This window comes from Bradyrhizobium sp. USDA 326 (genome assembly GCF_049739485.1).
Lineage (GTDB): Bacteria > Pseudomonadota > Alphaproteobacteria > Rhizobiales > Xanthobacteraceae > Bradyrhizobium.
Genome location: NZ_JBMGQA010000001.1, coordinates 4,518,393 through 4,535,361 on the forward strand (window position 1 = coordinate 4,518,393; position 16,969 = coordinate 4,535,361).

16 protein-coding genes are annotated in these 16,969 nt (G+C 66.5%); 14 read left to right on the forward strand and 2 right to left on the reverse strand.

Going from position 1 to position 16,969, the window contains the following annotated elements:
* Positions 1-55 precede the first annotated feature (55 nt).
* Genes ABIG06_RS21255 through ABIG06_RS21270 form a run of 4 tightly spaced genes read left to right on the forward strand, consistent with a single transcriptional unit; the run spans position 56 to position 2,862 of the window.
* Positions 56-667, forward strand: coding sequence for a DUF1285 domain-containing protein (locus ABIG06_RS21255; RefSeq protein ID WP_370138502.1), 612 nt, complete (start codon positions 56-58; stop codon positions 665-667).
* A complete protein-coding gene (locus ABIG06_RS21260) occupies positions 664-1,335 on the forward strand; it encodes a CoA pyrophosphatase (RefSeq protein WP_124163350.1) in 672 nt (223 codons plus the stop codon). The genes ABIG06_RS21255 and ABIG06_RS21260 overlap by 4 nt, the downstream gene beginning before the upstream one ends.
* Positions 1,332-1,595: a DUF6111 family protein gene (locus tag ABIG06_RS21265; protein ID WP_124163351.1), complete on the forward strand. Its 264-nt coding sequence runs from the start codon at positions 1,332-1,334 to the stop codon at positions 1,593-1,595. The genes ABIG06_RS21260 and ABIG06_RS21265 overlap by 4 nt, the downstream gene beginning before the upstream one ends.
* Positions 1,596-1,605: 10 nt before the next feature.
* Positions 1,606-2,862 (forward strand): CCA tRNA nucleotidyltransferase, encoded by a 1,257-nt coding sequence (locus ABIG06_RS21270; protein WP_124163352.1) that lies wholly within the window; start codon positions 1,606-1,608, stop codon positions 2,860-2,862.
* Positions 2,863-2,935: 73 nt separating this feature from the next.
* On the opposite strand, the gene ABIG06_RS21275 is transcribed toward ABIG06_RS21270, so the two are convergent.
* Complete coding sequence (locus ABIG06_RS21275) at positions 2,936-3,892, reverse strand: LysR family transcriptional regulator (RefSeq protein ID WP_370138504.1); 957 nt, start codon at positions 3,890-3,892, stop codon at positions 2,936-2,938.
* A gap of 119 nt (positions 3,893-4,011) precedes the next feature.
* Here ABIG06_RS21275 and ABIG06_RS21280 point away from each other — a divergent pair, with 119 nt between their 5' ends.
* From ABIG06_RS21280 to ABIG06_RS21310, 7 genes are all read left to right on the forward strand, one after another.
* A complete protein-coding gene (locus tag ABIG06_RS21280) occupies positions 4,012-4,614 on the forward strand; it encodes a YdhR family protein (RefSeq protein WP_370138505.1) in 603 nt (200 codons plus the stop codon).
* Entirely contained in the window at positions 4,611-4,751 is a 141-nt protein-coding gene (locus tag ABIG06_RS21285) for a hypothetical protein (RefSeq protein ID WP_370138506.1), read from the forward strand. Before ABIG06_RS21280 ends, ABIG06_RS21285 begins: the two co-directional genes overlap by 4 nt.
* Complete coding sequence (locus tag ABIG06_RS21290; RefSeq protein ID WP_124163356.1) at positions 4,748-5,518, forward strand: sulfite exporter TauE/SafE family protein; 771 nt, start codon at positions 4,748-4,750, stop codon at positions 5,516-5,518. The genes ABIG06_RS21285 and ABIG06_RS21290 overlap by 4 nt, the downstream gene beginning before the upstream one ends.
* A 198-nt stretch (positions 5,519-5,716) precedes the next feature.
* On the forward strand, positions 5,717-6,103 hold the full coding sequence (locus ABIG06_RS21295; RefSeq protein ID WP_370138507.1) for a hypothetical protein: 387 nt from the start codon (positions 5,717-5,719) through the stop codon (positions 6,101-6,103).
* Positions 6,104-6,154: 51 nt separating this feature from the next.
* Positions 6,155-7,855 (forward strand): efflux RND transporter periplasmic adaptor subunit, encoded by a 1,701-nt coding sequence (locus ABIG06_RS21300; RefSeq protein WP_370138508.1) that lies wholly within the window; start codon positions 6,155-6,157, stop codon positions 7,853-7,855.
* Between the two features lie 7 nt (positions 7,856-7,862).
* Positions 7,863-10,982, forward strand: a complete 3,120-nt coding sequence (locus ABIG06_RS21305; RefSeq protein ID WP_370138509.1) for an efflux RND transporter permease subunit — start codon at positions 7,863-7,865, stop codon at positions 10,980-10,982.
* Positions 10,983-11,009: 27 nt separating this feature from the next.
* Complete coding sequence (locus tag ABIG06_RS21310) at positions 11,010-11,381, forward strand: hypothetical protein (protein ID WP_370138510.1); 372 nt, start codon at positions 11,010-11,012, stop codon at positions 11,379-11,381.
* A gap of 97 nt (positions 11,382-11,478) precedes the next feature.
* Here ABIG06_RS21310 and ABIG06_RS21315 read toward each other — a convergent pair whose 3' ends face one another.
* Entirely contained in the window at positions 11,479-12,390 is a 912-nt protein-coding gene (locus ABIG06_RS21315) for a LysR family transcriptional regulator (protein WP_370138511.1), read from the reverse strand.
* Positions 12,391-12,492: 102 nt separating this feature from the next.
* Here ABIG06_RS21315 and ABIG06_RS21320 point away from each other — a divergent pair, with 102 nt between their 5' ends.
* From ABIG06_RS21320 to ABIG06_RS21330, 3 genes are read left to right on the forward strand one after another with little or no spacing between them, the layout of a single operon-like run.
* Complete coding sequence (locus tag ABIG06_RS21320; protein ID WP_370138512.1) at positions 12,493-13,731, forward strand: NAD(P)/FAD-dependent oxidoreductase; 1,239 nt, start codon at positions 12,493-12,495, stop codon at positions 13,729-13,731.
* Positions 13,728-15,353 (forward strand): hydantoinase/oxoprolinase family protein, encoded by a 1,626-nt coding sequence (locus ABIG06_RS21325; protein ID WP_370138513.1) that lies wholly within the window; start codon positions 13,728-13,730, stop codon positions 15,351-15,353. Before ABIG06_RS21320 ends, ABIG06_RS21325 begins: the two co-directional genes overlap by 4 nt.
* Positions 15,354-15,400: 47 nt before the next feature.
* Positions 15,401-16,969 (forward strand): hydantoinase B/oxoprolinase family protein, encoded by a 1,569-nt coding sequence (locus ABIG06_RS21330; RefSeq protein ID WP_370140883.1) that lies wholly within the window; start codon positions 15,401-15,403, stop codon positions 16,967-16,969.

Here is a 16,969-nt window from a genome sequence, read left to right on the forward strand (position 1 = left end):
CCGAGTACAACGTAGACCTGCACCAATCGTGCCAATCACAGAGTCAGGGTAAACCATGGCGAACCAAGGGCAGAGCGCCGATCGCGGTCTTGAGGGGCTGACTGCGGCCGCCAAAGGCGCTGCCAATGCCGAAGGCGCCAAAAAGGGCCTGCCTCCGGTGCATCTGTGGAATCCGCCGTTTTGCGGCGATCTCGACATCCGAATCGCATCCGATGGTACTTGGTTCTACTTGGGGACGCCAATCGGACGTCCTGCCTTGGTCCGCCTGTTCTCGACCATCCTCAAGCGCGAGGGCGACAAGCATTTCCTGGTCACGCCGGTGGAGAAGGTCGGTATCCGCGTCGATGATGCGCCGTTCATGGCGGTCGAGATGCAGAAGGACGGCGAGGCCAACCATCGCGTGCTGCGCTTCCGCACCAATGTCGATGACTGGGTGACCTGCGATGCCGCGCACCGGCTGCGATTCGAGCAGGCACGGGATGGCGGGCTGACGCCTTACTTGCACGTCCGCGCCGATCTCTGGGCCAAGGTCACGAGGGCGCTCTATTACGATCTGGTTGACATGGGTGAGGAGCGGATGGTCGATGGCCAGCCGATGTTCGGCGTCGAGTCGGCCGGCGAATTCTTCGCCATGGCCGATGCGGAGCAGGTGAGGGCCGCGCTTTGAACAAGCCTATCCCGAGAAGCGATCCCGCCATCCTGGGCGCGGCGGATTTCTTCGCCCGCTCCCGGGCGAAGCTCGGCTTCGACGTGCCGCCGGGCCTGTACGATCCGAACATCATCCCGGCCTCGGGCGATCCCGGCACCGACAAGATGCTCGAGATCATCGCGCGCGAGCAGCCGGTGCGGCCGGCGGCGGTCCTGATCGCCGTGGTCGATCATCCCGAACCGACCATCCTGCTGACGCAGCGCTCTGCCCATCTCAACGACCATGCCGGTCAGATCGCCTTTCCCGGCGGCAAGATCGACGCGACCGATTCCTCGCCGCTGGATGCGGCGCTGCGCGAGGCCGAGGAGGAGGTCGGGCTGTCCAGAGACTTCGTCGAGCCGCTCGGCTATCTCGATCTCTATGGCACCGCCTTCGGCTTCCGTATCCTGCCGACGGTAGCTAAGGTCAGGCCCGGCTTTTCGCTCACCATCAACCATTCGGAGGTTGATGATGCGTTCGAGGTGCCGCTATCCTTCCTGATGGATCCGGTGAACCACCAGGTGCACAGCAAGGAATTCCGCGGCACGCCGCGGTCCTACTACGCGATGCCGTTCGCGGAACGCTACATCTGGGGTGCGACGGCCGGAATGTTGCGTGTGCTGTATGAGCGGATCTATTCATCATGATCCGGACGGTTCTGACCGAGATCGGAATCTTCCTCATCCCCTTTGCTGTCTATGCGCTGTTCCTGGCCGCAACGCGGTCCGGCCTGTTCGCGCGATCCTCCTGGCCGGTCGCGATCGTCGCGCGCCTTGCGCTGGTGGCGATCGTGCTCGTCATCGCGGGCCTGATCGGCCTTGCGCATTTCTCCGGCGCGCCGCCGGATTCGACCTACGTTCCCGCCCATATCGAGAACGGCAAGCTCGTGCCGGGCACGGAAAAATAGGGGCCGATCGATGAGCGCGGAGCCGTTGCTTGCCCATGCGCCCTGGCTGACCGCAGGCGGGACCGCGCGTGTCCTGCAACTGCTCGGCACCGATGGCGAGGAGGCGCGCGTGGTCGGCGGCGCCGTCCGCAATGCGCTGCTCGGTCTCTTGCCTGGCGACATCGACATCGCGACCACGGCGCTGCCGGAGGAGGTGATGCGGCGTGCCAAGGCCGCCGGCATCAAGGGCGTGCCGACCGGCATCGACCACGGCACCGTCACGCTGGTGATCGAGGGGCACCCCTATGAAGTCACCACGCTGCGCGAGGACACCGAGACTTTCGGCCGCAAGGCCAGGGTCGCGTTCGGCCGCGACTGGGTGAAGGATGCCGAGCGCCGCGACTTCACCATGAACGGCTTGTCGGTCGATGCTGCTGGTGTCGTGTACGACTATGTCGGCGGTATCGCCGATGCGAGAGCCCGCCGCGTACGCTTCATCGGTGATCCCGGCCAGCGCATCGCCGAGGATTATCTGCGCATCCTGCGCTTCTTCCGCATCCACGCCGCCTTCGGTGCCGGCGATCCCGACCGCGAGGGCTATCTCGCCTGCATTCGGGGACGTGCGGGCCTGGCCAGCCTGTCGGCCGAGCGGGTGCGCATGGAGATGCTGAAATTACTGGTGGCCGGCGGTGCAGCCGCGGCCGTGATGGCCATGGCCGAGGGCGGATTGCTGCAGGCGTTGATCGGCGGCGTCGTCTATACGGGCCCTCTCTCGACGATGATCGCGATCGAGCGCGAGCTCGGTCTTGCGCCAAGCAGCACGCGACGCCTGGCCGCGCTGTCGGTCGCCGTGACCGAAGACGCCAAACGCGTCGCCGCGCGCTTGCGGCTCTCCAATGCCGAGGCCAAGGCGCTGGATTCGATGGGGCATCGCTGGTGGCGCTTCGTCAAGAAGGACGAGGCCAATGCACGGCGGCTGCTCTATCGGCTCGGTGCCGAGCGCTATCACGATCGCGTGTTGCTGGGGTGGGCGAGGAACGGCGACGACGACAGTTGGCCGCGCTGGCGCGCGCTCGCCGAGCTGCCGCAGCGCTGGACCGCGCCGAAGTTTCCGCTGAAGGCCGCCGACTTCATCGCACGCGGTCTGGCCGAAGGACCTGCGCTCGGACATGTGTTGACGCTCGCCGAGGACGCCTGGCTTGCGGCGGATTTTCCACTGGAGCAAGCCGCGCTCGCTGCCATCGCCGATCAAGCCGTCGCGCGCGTCAGCCGCGATGAGAAGCCGTAAGCTTCGGCGTCGAGCCCGCGGTGGCGATCATCGCGGTCTGCGGGAGCTTTGCCAATGCTAGCCGCATGGTCAGCTAGGCCGATCGCCTTCCCGCACGCATGACGCGGCGGTCTTCCGCCCGGGGCGCCCACGGGTCCCCTGAGGGATCGTCACCGAGGCTCTCTGCAAGGAAGTCGATGAAGAGGCGGAGCCGGCTCGGTACGAAACGCCGATGCGGGTAGAGGACATGAACGCCGAGACTGCCCCAGTCGCAGTCATCGAGGATCGGGATCAGCAGGCCCGCCTCGATGTCCTTGCCGCAGACAAATGACGGAAGCCAGGAGACGCCAAGGCCCGCAACGGCCGCCTTGCGCAGCGTATCGGCGCTGGTCGAGGCGAGCCGGGCGGTCATTCTGACCTTGCCGTGCATCTCACGCCGGCGCCAGGACCAATCGAGACGAGGTGCGGGCTGCGAGAAGGTCAGCGCGGGCAAGGCCGAGAGCATCTCGGGCGTGTCGGGAACGCCATGCCGGGCCAGGAAGTCGGCGCTTGCCACGACGCGAAAGTGGGTCGTCGCGAGCTTGCGTCCTATCAGTGCGGTGTCGAGCGACGGCGCGACCCGGATCGCCACGTCGAAGCCTTCCTGCACGAGATCGACCGGGCGGTTCGTCAGGTCGGCGACGACGGCAATGCCGGGATGCCGCGACATGAAATCGACGAGCAGTGGCGCCAGGTGATCCTGGCCGAGCTCGACCGGCGCCGTCACGCGGAGCGTCCCGCGCGACTCCCGGTTTTCCGCCCCGACGGTGCCCTCCGCCTCGTCGACGGCTTCGAGAATCGCGAGCACCTTGTCGAGATAGAGTTGGCCCTCCGGCGTCGGCCGCACCGACCGGGTGGTTCTGTCCAGAAGCCGGGCTCCGGTGCGCTCCTCGAGATGAGCGACATGCTTGGCCACCATCGCGGCCGACATCGCGCAGGCGCGGGCCGCCGCGTTGAAGCCGCCGAGCTCAACCACCCGCACGAAAACACGCATGCTGCTCAGCGTATCCATGGTCTATCCCACACTCCCAGTCAGCATCGATCCTACCAGACGGTGAATTCACGCAAGCGTGGAGGCGACATAGACCGCTGCGTGAGCCCGATCGGGTGATTGCGAACCAGAGGTACCACATGAGGACATTGCTGCAATTCGACTTCGCGTTTGATGGGCCGTGGGGTCAAGATCTCCAGATCGCCTGCCGTGATCTTGCGGACGACATCGCGGCCCAGCCCGGGCTCATCTGGAAGCTCTGGGGCGAGAACCGCAGCGCGGGCCGCGCGTGCGGTGTCTATCTGTTCGAGACGCCGGAAAGCGGCCGCTGCCTATGTGACCAGGCATCGGCCGCGGCTCGCCGCCTTCGGCGTGACCGACCCGACGATCTCGTCCTTCAGCCTCAATCTGCCGCTGTCTCGCACGACGCGCGCGCCGCTGTGAGAGGGCAAGCGATGTACACGACCATTGCCGAAGTCGAGATCGAGAATCTCGCGCGCTTTCTTTCCATCTTCGCAACGGACGGCCGCAGCAAGCGGGAGGCGCATGGGAGCCTCGGGGCCGAAGTGCTGTTCGCATCGGATGGTTCGGACAGGGTCATCGTCCTGATCGACTGGCGGGACGAAGCGGCCTACGACGCCTTTCGATCCGACGCCTCGGTGCCGCCGACGATGGCCAAAGGCGGCGCCAAGGGCCGCCCGCGGTTCACTCCCGTCATCAGGGCGGGCCGGTTCGCCGCATGACGCCGGACGCGGCGGCCGGTTCGGCCGCCGCGTGCCTCGGCGGTTGCCTCGCCGCGGATTCTCCACTCGACGAGGCCGTGTCGCTTCCGTCGCACATCAGGCTGCGGCTCGAAATCAGCCGCGATCAAAAAAATTGACCATCGTCTCAGGCTTCGCCGACATCTCGCTTCTGCAGCTCCTGCTGGTCGCAACGATGGCGTTGTTTGCTTCGATCATCGGCGGTCTCGCCGGCTACGGCACCGGCGCCCTGATGCCGCTGGTGCTGGTGCCGCTGGTCGGCGCCGAGCCCGTGGTGCCGATCATCGCGATCTCCGCGATGTTCACCAATCTCAGCCGCGCCATCGCTTATCTGCGTTACGCCGACCGCCGCCGCGCGCTGATCGTGCTCGCCTGCGCAGGCTTGACGACGGCGCTCGGCGCCTACGGCTATACGCGCCTGACCAGTGCGGGCGCGGCGCTCGTGATCGGCACCATGCTGATCCTGAGCGTGCCGCTGCGCCGCGTGCTGCGACGGCGCAGCGTGCGGATCGGCGACAGCGGCCTTGCCGCCGGCTCCGTCGGCTACGGCGTGCTGGTCGGCGGCACCTCGGGCTCCGGCGTGATCCTGCTGTCGCTGTTGATGGCCACGGGACTCGAAGGCGCCGCCGTGATCGCGACCGATGCGATGATCTCGCTCGGCACCGGCCTCATCAAGATCTCCGTGTTCGGCCTCGCCGGCGCCGTGACGGCGCAAGTGCTCGCCTTCGCGCTTCTGATCGGGGGAATGGCCGTGCCCGGCGCGTTCCTGGCAAAAGCCTTCGTCGAGCGGATGCCTGTGCATATCCACACCGCGATCCTCGACGTTGCCGTCATCACGGGCGGGCTGGTGATGATCTCGGCCGCAGCGAGGCAGTTGATCGCTTAGATGCCTCGGCTCCATCCGGCATTCACGCCCGGACTGTGGATCGGGCCGACAGCGGACACGTGGGGGCAAAACGTTCAGTCGAGTTCCCGGTTCGATGCTTCTGCGCTGAACGTCGTTGAAATCGCCGCCGGGATGACCTAGTTCTTTGCCGTGCACCACGGCTCCGCCCACCGTTTCCGTCGATTCGCCAGAACGGCCATGTTCGTGGCGATATGTGCGTTTGTGCTTCAGGCGACGCTGATTTCAGTCTCGCAGGCGAAAGCGGCCGTTGGCGCCATGCCGGCGCCTTCCGTCACTCTCAGCGGCTCGCTGCATTTTCACGACTACTTGGCAGGTCACGTGCACTCCCACGGCGGTGACGGCGCCGAAGGCCACGTACATGACGGGCCGGACCACGACGATGACGAAGGTGCTCCAAGCTTGGCTTGGAACATCTTTGGCATTTCGATCGCCTCACCGCAGTTCATCAGCCTGCTCAGTTCCTTTGAACCGCTCGGCGCAGTCGAACTCCCGGTTGTGCGAGCCACTGTCGGGGTGAGCCCCGAAGGACTCATCCGGCCACCAAGTACCTTCAGCATCGCGTAATCAGGGCGGCCCTGCAGCCGCCGCCTTTTCGCATGTCTGAAGGACCTTTCCATGTTCATGAATCAGCGCTGCCCGAAACGGCGGCTCGCAGCCCTTGGGCTGGTCGCTCTCGGCTGTTTAAGCCTGCTTTTTGGCTTGTCAGGCGCCCTTGCCCATGAGGGGCACGATCACGGCGACGCGGACCAGCCGGCGGTTGTGTCATCAGCCCATCCGAGGGTCGCCGCACGCTCGGAGCTTTACGAAATCGTCGGCATCCTGAAAGACGGCAAGCTTTCCGTCTTCATTGACGATGCGATCACGAACGAGCCGGTTTCGGACGCTGCCTTGCAGGTCACGATCGGCGATTCCGCCCCGATCGAGGCTCCGAGCCAGAACGGAGTCTACACCGCCGCGATCCCGAATGGCACGCTGCCCGGATCGGTTGAGGTCATCTTCTCGATCAGCGCCGGCAAGGGAAATGATCTGCTGGTGGACTCGCTCGCGCCGACGCGTGCCGGCGATGCCCGGCCCCCGGACCAGGAGCACGAGCATGGCTGGTTCTTCCCAAGTCGAACCGCCGTCGCCGCCTCCGCGCTCGCTGCCCTGGGCCTCGGCCTTCTCTTCGCCTATTGGAGGCGACATGGCCGCGGCACGGCTGTTCCCATCTCCGCCGCGATGGCAGGAGCGTTCGTCGCCCTCGCCGCCATCATGCTCGGCGAGGGCCGGACGAACGCAACACAACCAAATCCGCCGGATGCTCCCGTGCTGAGCGACGCCCCGCGGCGCCTGCAAGACGGCACCGTCTTCGCGGCCAAGCCGACGCAACGGTTGCTCGATGTGCGGACCGCTGCAGCCGAGCCGCGGACAATTCGACCCGCCGCCACGCTGATCGGCCGCGTCATTGCCGACCCGAACCGCAGCAGCATCGTGCAAAGCGTCTACGGGGGCCGCGTCGTTCCGGGCAAGGGCGGCATACCTCGCATCGGACAAACCGTCCGCAAGGGCGATCTGCTCATCCAGATCGAGCCGCATCTGCCGGTCGCGGACCGCACGACGATCCTCGAGAAGGTCGGCGAGATCGAGCAATTGATGGCAGTCACGGAAAACAAGCTGCGGCGTCTGAGGCCGCTGGCCGAGCGCGGTGCGGTGCCGCAAGGACAGGTCAACGACCTCGAAAGCGAGTTGGAAGGCCTGCGGGCGCGCCGCGAAACCGTCGGAAACTCCCGCACCGGGTTTGAGGAGTTGCGGGCATCGACCGACGGCATCATCACGTCCGCCAAGGTCGTGCCGGGCCAGGTCATTCAGCCGCAGGACGTCCTGTTCCAGATCGCCGATCCCCGCAGCCTTTGGGTCGAGGCACTGGCCTATGACGATCTGGGTTCGAAGCCGTCTGAAGCCGCAACGGCAGTGGCCCCGGACGGGCAGCAGATTGCGCTGAGCTTCGTTGGAACGAGCCGGGCGCTGCGCCAGCATGCGTCCGTGGTTCAGTTCGCCGTTCCGGAGCCGCCGGCGGGCCTCAACATCGGTCAGCCGCTGAATGTGATGGTCCAGAGCGGGGCGCCCGTGGCTGGCCTGATCCTTCCGCGCAACGCCGTCGTTCGGAGCGGCAACGGTGAGAATATCGTCTGGCTGCACACCGGGCCCGAGCGTTTCGAGCCGAAACCGGTTCGCGTGCTGCCGGTGGATGCGGCCCGCGTAATGGTGGCGGCCGGTGTCAACGAGGGCGAACGTGTCGTCGTTCGCGGTACCGATCTCGTCAACCAGATCCGGTAGGCCGCTCATGTTCAAGCTCATCGTCCAGACAAGTTTGCGCAACCGCCTGTTCGTGCTGGCGGTCGCCGCCGTGCTGGTCGGCTACGGCCTCTTGGTCCTGCCGAGCGTGTCCGTCGACGTCCTGCCGGACATCAATCGCCCGACCGTGAACATCCTGACCGAGGCAGAGGGACTGGCGCCCCAGGAGGTCGAACAGCTGGTGACGTTCCCGATCGAGACTTCGATGAACGGCATGCCCGGCGTCATCCGGGTCCGCTCGGTTTCGGGAGTCGGTCTGTCGGTCGTCTACGTCGAATTCGATTGGGGTGTCGACGTCTACCGCGCGCGGCAGTTCGTCTCGGAGCGGCTGGCGCTGATCCGCGACCAATTGCCGTCTTCGGTCAATCCCCAGATGGGACCGGTGACGTCGATCATGGGCGAGATCATGCTGATCGCGCTGACGAGCGATGGCACGGCTTCGCCCATGGAAGTACGCGAGATCGCCGATTTTGTCGTCAGGCCGCAGCTTCTCGCCATTCCCGGTGTCGCCCAGGTGATACCCATCGGCGGCGAGGTCCGCCAGTATCGCGTGACGCCGAATGTTGCGAAGATGCAGGCGCTCGGCGTCACCCACGAGCAGATCGAGCAGGCGCTGGCAAGGTTCGGCACCAATAGCGCCGGTGGCTTCGTCGACCAGCATGGCCGCGAATATCTGATCCGCAATCTCGGCCTCACCAGGCGCATCGAGGATCTCGGCAACACTGTCGTCGTCACCCGCGGCGAGCAGCCGATCCTGCTGAAGCAGGTCGCCTCCGTGGATTTTGCAGCGCGCACCAAGCGGGGTGACGCCGGCTACAACGGCAAGCCCGCCGTCATCGTCAGCATCATGAAGCAGCCGGCTGCGGATACGGTGGCATTGACGCGCAGCATCGAAGCCTCGCTCGGGGAGCTGCAACGCACCATGCGCGGGGGGATCAACGTCACCAACGTGCAATTCCGTCAGGCCACGTTCATCGAGACCTCGATAGGCAATGTCGAGCGCGTTCTGGCCGAGGCCGCCATCGTCGTCGCATTGGTCCTGTTCGTCTTCCTGATGAATGGACGCGCAGCGTTCGTTTCGCTGACGGCCATTCCGATATCGATCCTCGTGACGGTCCTGGTGTTCCGCGCGTTCGGCCTCACGATCAACACCATGACGCTTGGCGGCCTTGCCATCGCCATCGGCGAACTGGTCGACGATGCCGTGGTGGACGTGGAAAACATCTTGCGGCGCTCGCGGGAGAATGCCGCGTCGAGCACGCCGCGTCCCGTTCTGGAGGTGATCTCCGGGGCAAGCCAGGAGGTTCGTTCCAGCATCGTCTATGCAACGATGATCATCGTTCTCGTCTTCGTGCCGCTGTTCGCGCTACCGGGAATCGAAGGGCGGCTGTTCACGCCGCTTGGCGTGGCCTATGTGGTCTCGATCCTTGCCTCGCTGCTGACGTCGATCACCGTGACGCCGGTTCTGTCCTACTATCTGCTGTCGGGACGAGCTCGTTCCGTCGGCCGCGAGAGCCTGATCGTCACCAGGCTGAAGCAGGCCAATCGGCGGGTGCTCGGATGGGCGTTCGAGCAGCGGCGCCTAGTCCTCGGCTCCGTCGCGGCGGCGGTCGTGGTGGCCGGCTACGCCGCGAGCCAGATGCCCCGCAGTTTTCTTCCGCCCTTCAACGAAGGGACACTGGTCCTGTCGCTGCAGTACAATCCAGGCATTTCGCTCGCGGAATCGAACCGTCTTGGACTGCTGGCGGAACAATTGCTCGCAAGGGTGCCCGAAGTGAGATCGGTCGGACGCCGCACCGGCCGCGCGGAGCTCGATGAGCACGCCGAAGGCGTGCACTACAGCGAAATCGATGTCGATCTCATACTGTCCAGACGCCGGAAGGCGGACATCTATGCGAGCATCCGGGACGCCCTGTCCGCGCTGCCGGCGTCGGTGGCCATCGGACAGCCGATCAGCCACCGCCTGGATCATCTCCAGTCGGGCATTCGTGCCCAGATCGTGCTCAAGATCTTCGGTCAGGACATCGAGATGCTGCGCCGGCTGTCCGAGACGGTGCGCCAGCGACTATCGTCGATCCCCGGTCTGGTCGATCTCCAGGTCGAGAAGCAGGTGCTTATTCCGCAAGTGCGGGTTCAGGTCGATCATGCACGCGCCGCACTTCATGGCCTGACGCCGGCCGCAATCACCCAAGCGCTCGATTCGCTGTCCAATGGCCGAAAGGTCTCTCAGATCGTTGACGGCAATCGCCGTTTCGACGTCGTGATGCGTCTGTCGGAGCAAGACCGTTCGACGACGGGACTGCAAAATCTGCTCATCCCGACCGGCCTGGAGTTCGTCCCGCTGAGCGCTTTGGCCGACATCGTCGAGACAGACGGGCCGAACCAGATTCAGCGGGAGGGGACCCAGCGCAGGATCGTTGTCTATGGCAACGAGGACGGACGTCGCGACGTCGCCGATATCGCTGCGGACATTCAGAAGGCGGTTCGCGATCTCGATCTTCCGCAAGGCTACACCACGAGCCTCGAAGGCGCATTTCAGGCGCAGCAGCAGGCATCCTGGCGGATCGGTATTCTGTCGCTGGCGTCGATGGCGATGATCTTCATCGTCCTCTACAGCCGCTACCGCTCGACCGCACTGTCGCTGATCATCATGGGCGGCATACCGCTCGCCCTGATCGGCAGCGTTGCGGCGCTGAAGATCTCCGGGCAGCCCCTGTCGGTGGCCTCGATGATCGGCTTCATCACGCTTGCCGGCATCTCGGCGCGCAACGGGATCTTGAAGATCTCCCATTACATCAATCTCGCCATTCACGAAGGCGAGCGTTTCGGGACCGGGCTGGTCATTCGAGGCAGCATGGAGCGCCTCAACCCCGTTCTGATGACGGCGCTTTGCGCAGGGCTAGCGCTGACGCCGCTCTTGATCGGCGCGGACCAGCCGGGCCGGGAAATCCTGCATCCCGTCGCGGTGACGATCTTCGGAGGTCTGCTCAGCGCGACGATCCTGGACACCATCGTGACCCCAATTCTGTTTCTGATGTTCGGCAAGCAGCCGTTGGAGCGGCTCGCGGCCGGACATGCCGCAACCTTCACGTCCGCGGAAGCCTATTGACCTCCGCACAAAACCAGAGGAGCCCCCATGAGAAAATACATTCTCCCGGCCATGATGGCCGCGATCGCGGCAATGCCGGACCTTGCCGCGGCACAGACGAGAGGCAGCAGCGGCGGTCCCGTTGTCAAGTCGCAGGGGCATCCGATCGAGTTTGTCAGCAAGGGCACGGATATCGTCTTCTATGTGGGGGACGACGATGGTTCTCCGCTCTCGACCAGGGATATGCGGGGGCGCGCAACGATTCAGGACGCCGGCAAGACCGTTACCGTTCCGCTCGCTCCGGCCAGTCCCAACATGATGGCGGGAAAGCTGCAGACCGAGCTGTCGCCGAAGGCCATCGTGGTGTTTTCCGCGAGCTTGCACGGTCATTCCCTGACGGCGAGATATACTGTGGAATAGTTGCCGCGTGGAAAGCGAAGCACATGCAGCGCGATCGATCGTCTATTCAATTGCCTGGCGTTCCGTTCGCTCTTGGTGCGGCCCTGCGCGCGTGGCCTCAACCGTCGCTGCGCGCGGCGCTGCGCAGCATCTTGACGAAGGCCTCCGCCGGCGGCGTGAGCGCGAGCCCCCGCCGCTGATAGATATAGTAGCGGCGGCGGATGTCCGGAGCGCGCAGCTTGATGAAGCGCACGTCGAAGTTGGGCGCGAACAGGCGTCCATAGTCCGGAACGAGCGCAAGGCCGGTGCCGACGCCCACCAATGACAAGGCGGTGGTGAGATATTTGACCTCGACGGCCGTCTGCATCGAGAGCGAGCTGTCGTGCGCATGCAGCAGGCGCTCGATGTGGCGGTTGAACTCGCTGGAATAGATCACCCAGCGCTCGTCGCGCAGCTTCCGCCACGAGACGGCGCGTTGCTGCGCAAGCCTGTGCCGGGCTGAGCAGACCACCCGGATCGGGACATCCATCAGGAACGTGCTGGTGACATCCTCGCCGGTGGCGCGCTCGGGGCCGACGCCCAGTTCGGCCTCGCCGCGCCGCACGATGCTCACCACCTCGTCCGCCATCGCGTCGGCCACGCGCAGGCCGATATCCGGATGATCGCGCTCGAATTCGCCGAGGACCGCGGCCACCCACGTGCAAGCCAGCATCTGCGGCGCAACCACGCGCAACAGGCCGGTACGGAGCGCACGAAGGTCCGAAGCGCCCTCCGCGATCTGTTGCAGGTCATCCAGGATACGGCGCGCGAAGGGGAGCAATTGCTGGCCCGCCGCCGTCAATAGCACCACCGCGCCGCGATCGAACAGTTTCAGGCCGAGCGTGTCCTCGAGCTGCTGCACCAGCATGCTGACGGCCGACTGCGTCAGGTGGATCTGGCGCGCTGCCGCCGTGAAGCTGCCGGCGCGCGCGACTGCGGCGAAGGCGCGCATCTGGCGCACGCTGAGATGGGAGAGATCTACGGGGCGCATCGATTATCCTCGGTCGAATGCAGCGACTATCAGAAAACCTGATAAGAGTATTAAAAGAATTCGCTTGTGTGATGGTGGAATTATTTCTCAGAATTCACCGCCATGCATATTGTCGTCATAGGGACCGGAATCGTGGGCGCCTGCAGCGCGGCTTGGCTGCAGCGCGACGGTCACGACGTGACGTTCGTCGATCCTCTGGATGCGGGCGAAGCCTGCTCGTTCGGCAATGCCGGCTCGCTTTCGCCCAGCGCCTGCCTGCCGGTGGGCATGCCGGGCATGTGGAAGAAGGTGCCGCGCTGGCTGCTGGACCCGTTGGGGCCGCTGACGGTGCGCTGGACCTATGCACCGCGCGTGATGCCGTGGCTTCTGCGCATGCTCGGCCATTCATCTCGCGAAGAGGTGACGCGCATCGCCACCGCGCTCCGTTCGCTGCTGTCCCCCATCTTCGACTGTTACGATCCGCTGGTCGCCCATGCCGATGCCCGGGATCTGGTCCGGCGCAGCGGCTGTCTCTACGTGTTCTCCTCGCGCGAGACCGCGGCGCAATGGGCCTGGGGCATGAACCTGCGGCGATCGCTGGGCGTGCGGATGCAGGACGTCGAGCAGGATGAGCTGGAAGCGCTGGAGCCCGATTTGAAGGGACGTTTCCGGTTCGGCATTCTCGCGCCCGAGAACGGCTCGACGTCCGACCCGTCCGCGCTCGTCAAGGCGATCTACAATCGCTGCATCGCCGATGGCGCGCGCCACGTCCGGGACCGCGTCCGCGGTTTCGAACGGCAGGGCCGGCGCGTCACGGGGGTGAGCCTGGAGCGCGGCGAGCCGCTGGCGGCGGATGGCGTGGTGGTGGCGGCCGGCGCCTGGTCGGGGCCCTTGGCCGCGTTGCTCGGCAGCCCTGTGATGCTGGAGACCCAGCGCGGCTACCATGTCACCGTGCAGAGTTCGAACCTGGCACTCCGCCACACGGTGATGGCGGTCGAGCACAATCTCATGGTCAATCCGATGGCCATGGGCCTGCGGCTGGCCGGCACGGTGGAGTTCGCCGGCCTGAAAGCGCCGCCCAACATGGCGCGCGCCGACGCTCTGCTTCGCCAGGGCCGGCAGCTGTTTCCCCATCTGGATACGTCGTCCGTGACGCGCTGGATGGGCCATCGGCCCTGTCTTCCGGACAGTCTGCCGGTGGTCGGTCCGGTCCATGCGGCTGACAACGCCTGGCTCGCCTTCGGCCACGGCCACATGGGCATGTGCATGGGCGCGGCAACCGGCCGCGAGATCGCGCATCTGGTGGCCGGCCGCCCGACGCAGGTGGATCTGGCGCCCTTCTCGCCGGAGCGCTTCCGGTGACCGCCCGGTGGTCGCTTGCCGTGGACATGGGTGGCACCTTTGTCGATGCGGTGGCCTTGCGCAGAGACGGTCACGTCGCGGCGCTCAAACATCCCCGGGCCGGACGCGGGCTGGCGGAGCCGATCGTCGAGGCACTCGATCGACTGTGTGCGCAGGCGGGCATCGTGTCCGGCGACGTCGACCGCGTGGTGCACGGCTCTACGATCGTCATCAATCTGCTGCTGGAGCTGAACGAGCCGCCGGTCGCCCTCGTCCTGACGCGCGGGATGCGCGATGTGCCGGTGCTGGCGCGACAGGACCGCAAGGAATTGTATGAGCCGGTGATCAAGCCGGCCGTGCCCGAGGCGAAGCTGTTTCCTGAATCTTTGCGTTTCGAGATCGGCGGACGCATCGATGCCGACGGTCACGAGGTGGATCCGCTCGAATTGTCGGCGGTCGGTACGATCGCTGATGCCATGAGCGCGGCCGGCGTGCGCGCGGTGGCGATCGGGCTGTTGTTCTCGCACCGCAATCCCGCGCATGAGCGCGCGCTACGTGCCGCGCTTCACGCGCGCCTTCCGGATCTGGACATCTCCCTGTCCAGCGAGGTCGATCCGCAGCCGCGGGAGTTCGAGCGCTGGCTGACCACGGCGCTGGACGCCTATGCCAAGCCGTTGACCGCAGATTATCTGCGCACGCTCGCCGAAGCCTTGAACAAGCGCGCTCTGCCTTCGCTGCGTCTGATGCGATCGGCGGGTGCCACCGCGCCCTGGCAGGAGATGGCGGCGCAGCCGATCGGATTGGCCATGTCCGGCCCCTGCGCGGCCTTGCAGGGCGTGGCCGCCTGCCTGGGCGCATGGCGGGAGCCCGCGATCAGTCTGGACGTCGGCGGTACCAGTGCCGACATCAGCGTCCTCCGCGACGGCCGGCCGACGTTCACCGAAGAGCTTGAATGTGGCGGCCTGCCGATCCGCCAGCGCTGCGCGGACATCACCTCCATCGGCATCGGAGGCGGCAGCGTGGTCTCGGTGCTGCCGGGCGGTGCTCTGCGTCTCGGTCCGCGCTCGCAGGGCGCCTGGCCGGGTCCGGCCGCCTTCGGTCTGGGCGGTGACCTGCCGACGCTGGGCGATGCGCTGTGCGTCCTGGATCGCTTGCCGCCCCGGCTGGCCGGCGGGATGGCGCTGGACCGTGCCGCCGCGGAGGCGTCGCTGCGCGATGTGGCCGGCGCGCTCGGTCTGTCGTTGCCGCGCACGGCCGAAGCCGTCGTGAGCGCCGCCGCCGCCGGGATGGCGGAGGCGCTCAAGACCCACGCCTTCCAGCGCAGGCTGGATCCGGCGGATGCGGTGCTCGTCGCCATCGGCGGCGGCGGCGCACAGCATGCGGCCGAAGTCGCGGAGCTCGCCGGGATGCGCCGCGTGCTGGTGCTGCCGCACGCCGGGGTGATGGCGGCGCTGGGCATGCTCTGCGGTCCGGACGAGGGCGACGTCCGCATGGCGGCGAGCGAAAGCCCGTGGGGCTCGCTGCCGCCGCAAGGCGAGGGGCCGCAATCGCTGTTCGCGCCGATGACCACCGTCTGGGTGCCGGCAGGCTGGTCCTGGCGGCTGCTGCCGGACCAGACGCTCGCGCTGGAGGCAAAGGTCTGATGACGCGCGTCTGCGACCTCGCACCCGATGAGGCCATCGCACTGCGCATGGAGCCGCTGCGTCTGGCGCTGCAAGGCACGGCCGACCGCATGCAGGCCGGCATGATGCGTGCCGCCGTGTCGTCCATCGCCCGCGAGAGCGGCGACTGTGCCGCAGCGCTGTTCCTTCCGGACGGACGGTTGCTGGCCCAGGCGCGTTCGCTGCCGCTGTTGCTGGGATCGCTGATACCGGCGGTTGCCGGCGTGCTCGCGCGCTTTCCGCTTTCGGCGATGTCGGAAGGAGACGCCTATCTGCTCAACGACCCCTGGTCTGGCGGCACGCATTTGCCGGACCTCGTCCTGGTCCACCCGGTCTTTCAGGATGGCCAGGTGATTGCCCTGGCCGCCGCCAATCTGCATCACCAGGATGTCGGCGGCATGGCTGCGGGCTCCATCCCGCCCGACGCCACCGAAGTCTATCAGGAGGGCCTGCGTCTGCCGCCGGTGCGCTGGCGCAGCGCCGAGGGCGTGCGACCCGACATCGACGCCATCCTGGCCGCCAACTCGCGAACACCCGACAATCTGCGGGGCGATCTGGAGGCGCAGTGGGCAGCGCTGACGCAAGGCGCGCGCGAACTGAGTCAGATCGCGCGTCACACCGGACCTCGTTTCCCCGATGTTTGCGATGCCTTGATTGCGCAGACGGAGCGCATGACCCGCGCTGCCCTTCTGGCCGCGCCCGACGGCGAATGGATCTGGCGCGATCAACTGGATGGCGACGGCGTTGACAGCGCGCCGGTGGCCATCGTGGTGACCTTGCGCAAGCGGGGTGACGCGCTGGAGATCGACTTCGAGGGGAGCGCGCCGCAGGTTCGTGGGCCGCTCAACGCCTCGCCGGCGGCGATGCTGTCGGCAGCCCTGTTCTTCATGCGCACGCTGGCGCCGGAGGCTCCCAACAATGCAGGTTGCCTGGCGCCGCTGACGTTGAAGCTTCCACCCAGCAGCCTGGTCAATCCGAAGCTGCCGGCGGCGGTCAATGCGCGCACGGCTACCGTGAAGCTGGCTTGCAACGCCATTCTCGGCGCCTGGTCGCAGGCGGCAAGCGGGACGGGCGTGGCGCCGCATGCCGGCGTCGCCACCGTGCTTGTGCTCAGCGGCACGCGAATGGACGGGCGGCGCTGGATGTTCACCGAGATCATCGCCAGCGGCGCCGGCGCCAGCACCGATGCGCCGGGGCGCGCGGGCGTTTCCACGGACGTCGGCAACGCGCGCAACACGCCCGTGGAGGTGATCGAGGCCGAAGCGCCGCTGCGTGTCGAATGTTACGAGATTTGTCGCGGCAGCGGCGGCTCCGGCGCGCAACGCGGCGGCGATGGCGTGCGCCGCGTCTATCGCCTGCTCGAAGGTCAGGGGTGGATCGCCTATCGCGGAGAGCGCCATGTCGGTCGTGCGCGCGGTGCGCGAGGCGGCGAGCCCGGCGCAAATTCGATGGCCCGCATCTTGCGTGTGGACGGAGCGGTCGAGCTCTTGCCCGCGCGTGCCCGCATCGCCTGGTCCGACGGCGACCGGCTCATCATCGAGACCGCCGGCGGTGGTGGCTGGGGTCCTGCTTCAGCTGACGCCACGAAACCCATGTAG

Coding starts and splice junctions, on each gene's coding strand:
- ABIG06_RS21295 (WP_370138507.1), top strand. CDS start 5,717: ATGTTCGTGGCGATATGTGCGTTTGTGCTTCAGGCGACGCTGATTTCA.
- ABIG06_RS21310 (WP_370138510.1), top strand. CDS start 11,010: ATGAGAAAATACATTCTCCCGGCCATGATGGCCGCGATCGCGGCAATG.
- ABIG06_RS21300 (WP_370138508.1), top strand. CDS start 6,155: ATGTTCATGAATCAGCGCTGCCCGAAACGGCGGCTCGCAGCCCTTGGG.
- ABIG06_RS21270 (WP_124163352.1), top strand. CDS start 1,606: ATGAGCGCGGAGCCGTTGCTTGCCCATGCGCCCTGGCTGACCGCAGGC.
- ABIG06_RS21280 (WP_370138505.1), top strand. CDS start 4,012: ATGAGGACATTGCTGCAATTCGACTTCGCGTTTGATGGGCCGTGGGGT.
- ABIG06_RS21285 (WP_370138506.1), top strand. CDS start 4,611: ATGACGCCGGACGCGGCGGCCGGTTCGGCCGCCGCGTGCCTCGGCGGT.
- ABIG06_RS21305 (WP_370138509.1), top strand. CDS start 7,863: ATGTTCAAGCTCATCGTCCAGACAAGTTTGCGCAACCGCCTGTTCGTG.
- ABIG06_RS21265 (WP_124163351.1), top strand. CDS start 1,332: ATGATCCGGACGGTTCTGACCGAGATCGGAATCTTCCTCATCCCCTTT.
- ABIG06_RS21275 (WP_370138504.1), bottom strand. CDS start 3,892: ATGGATACGCTGAGCAGCATGCGTGTTTTCGTGCGGGTGGTTGAGCTC.
- ABIG06_RS21330 (WP_370140883.1), top strand. CDS start 15,401: ATGGAGCCGCTGCGTCTGGCGCTGCAAGGCACGGCCGACCGCATGCAG.
- ABIG06_RS21320 (WP_370138512.1), top strand. CDS start 12,493: ATGCATATTGTCGTCATAGGGACCGGAATCGTGGGCGCCTGCAGCGCG.
- ABIG06_RS21255 (WP_370138502.1), top strand. CDS start 56: ATGGCGAACCAAGGGCAGAGCGCCGATCGCGGTCTTGAGGGGCTGACT.
- ABIG06_RS21315 (WP_370138511.1), bottom strand. CDS start 12,390: ATGCGCCCCGTAGATCTCTCCCATCTCAGCGTGCGCCAGATGCGCGCC.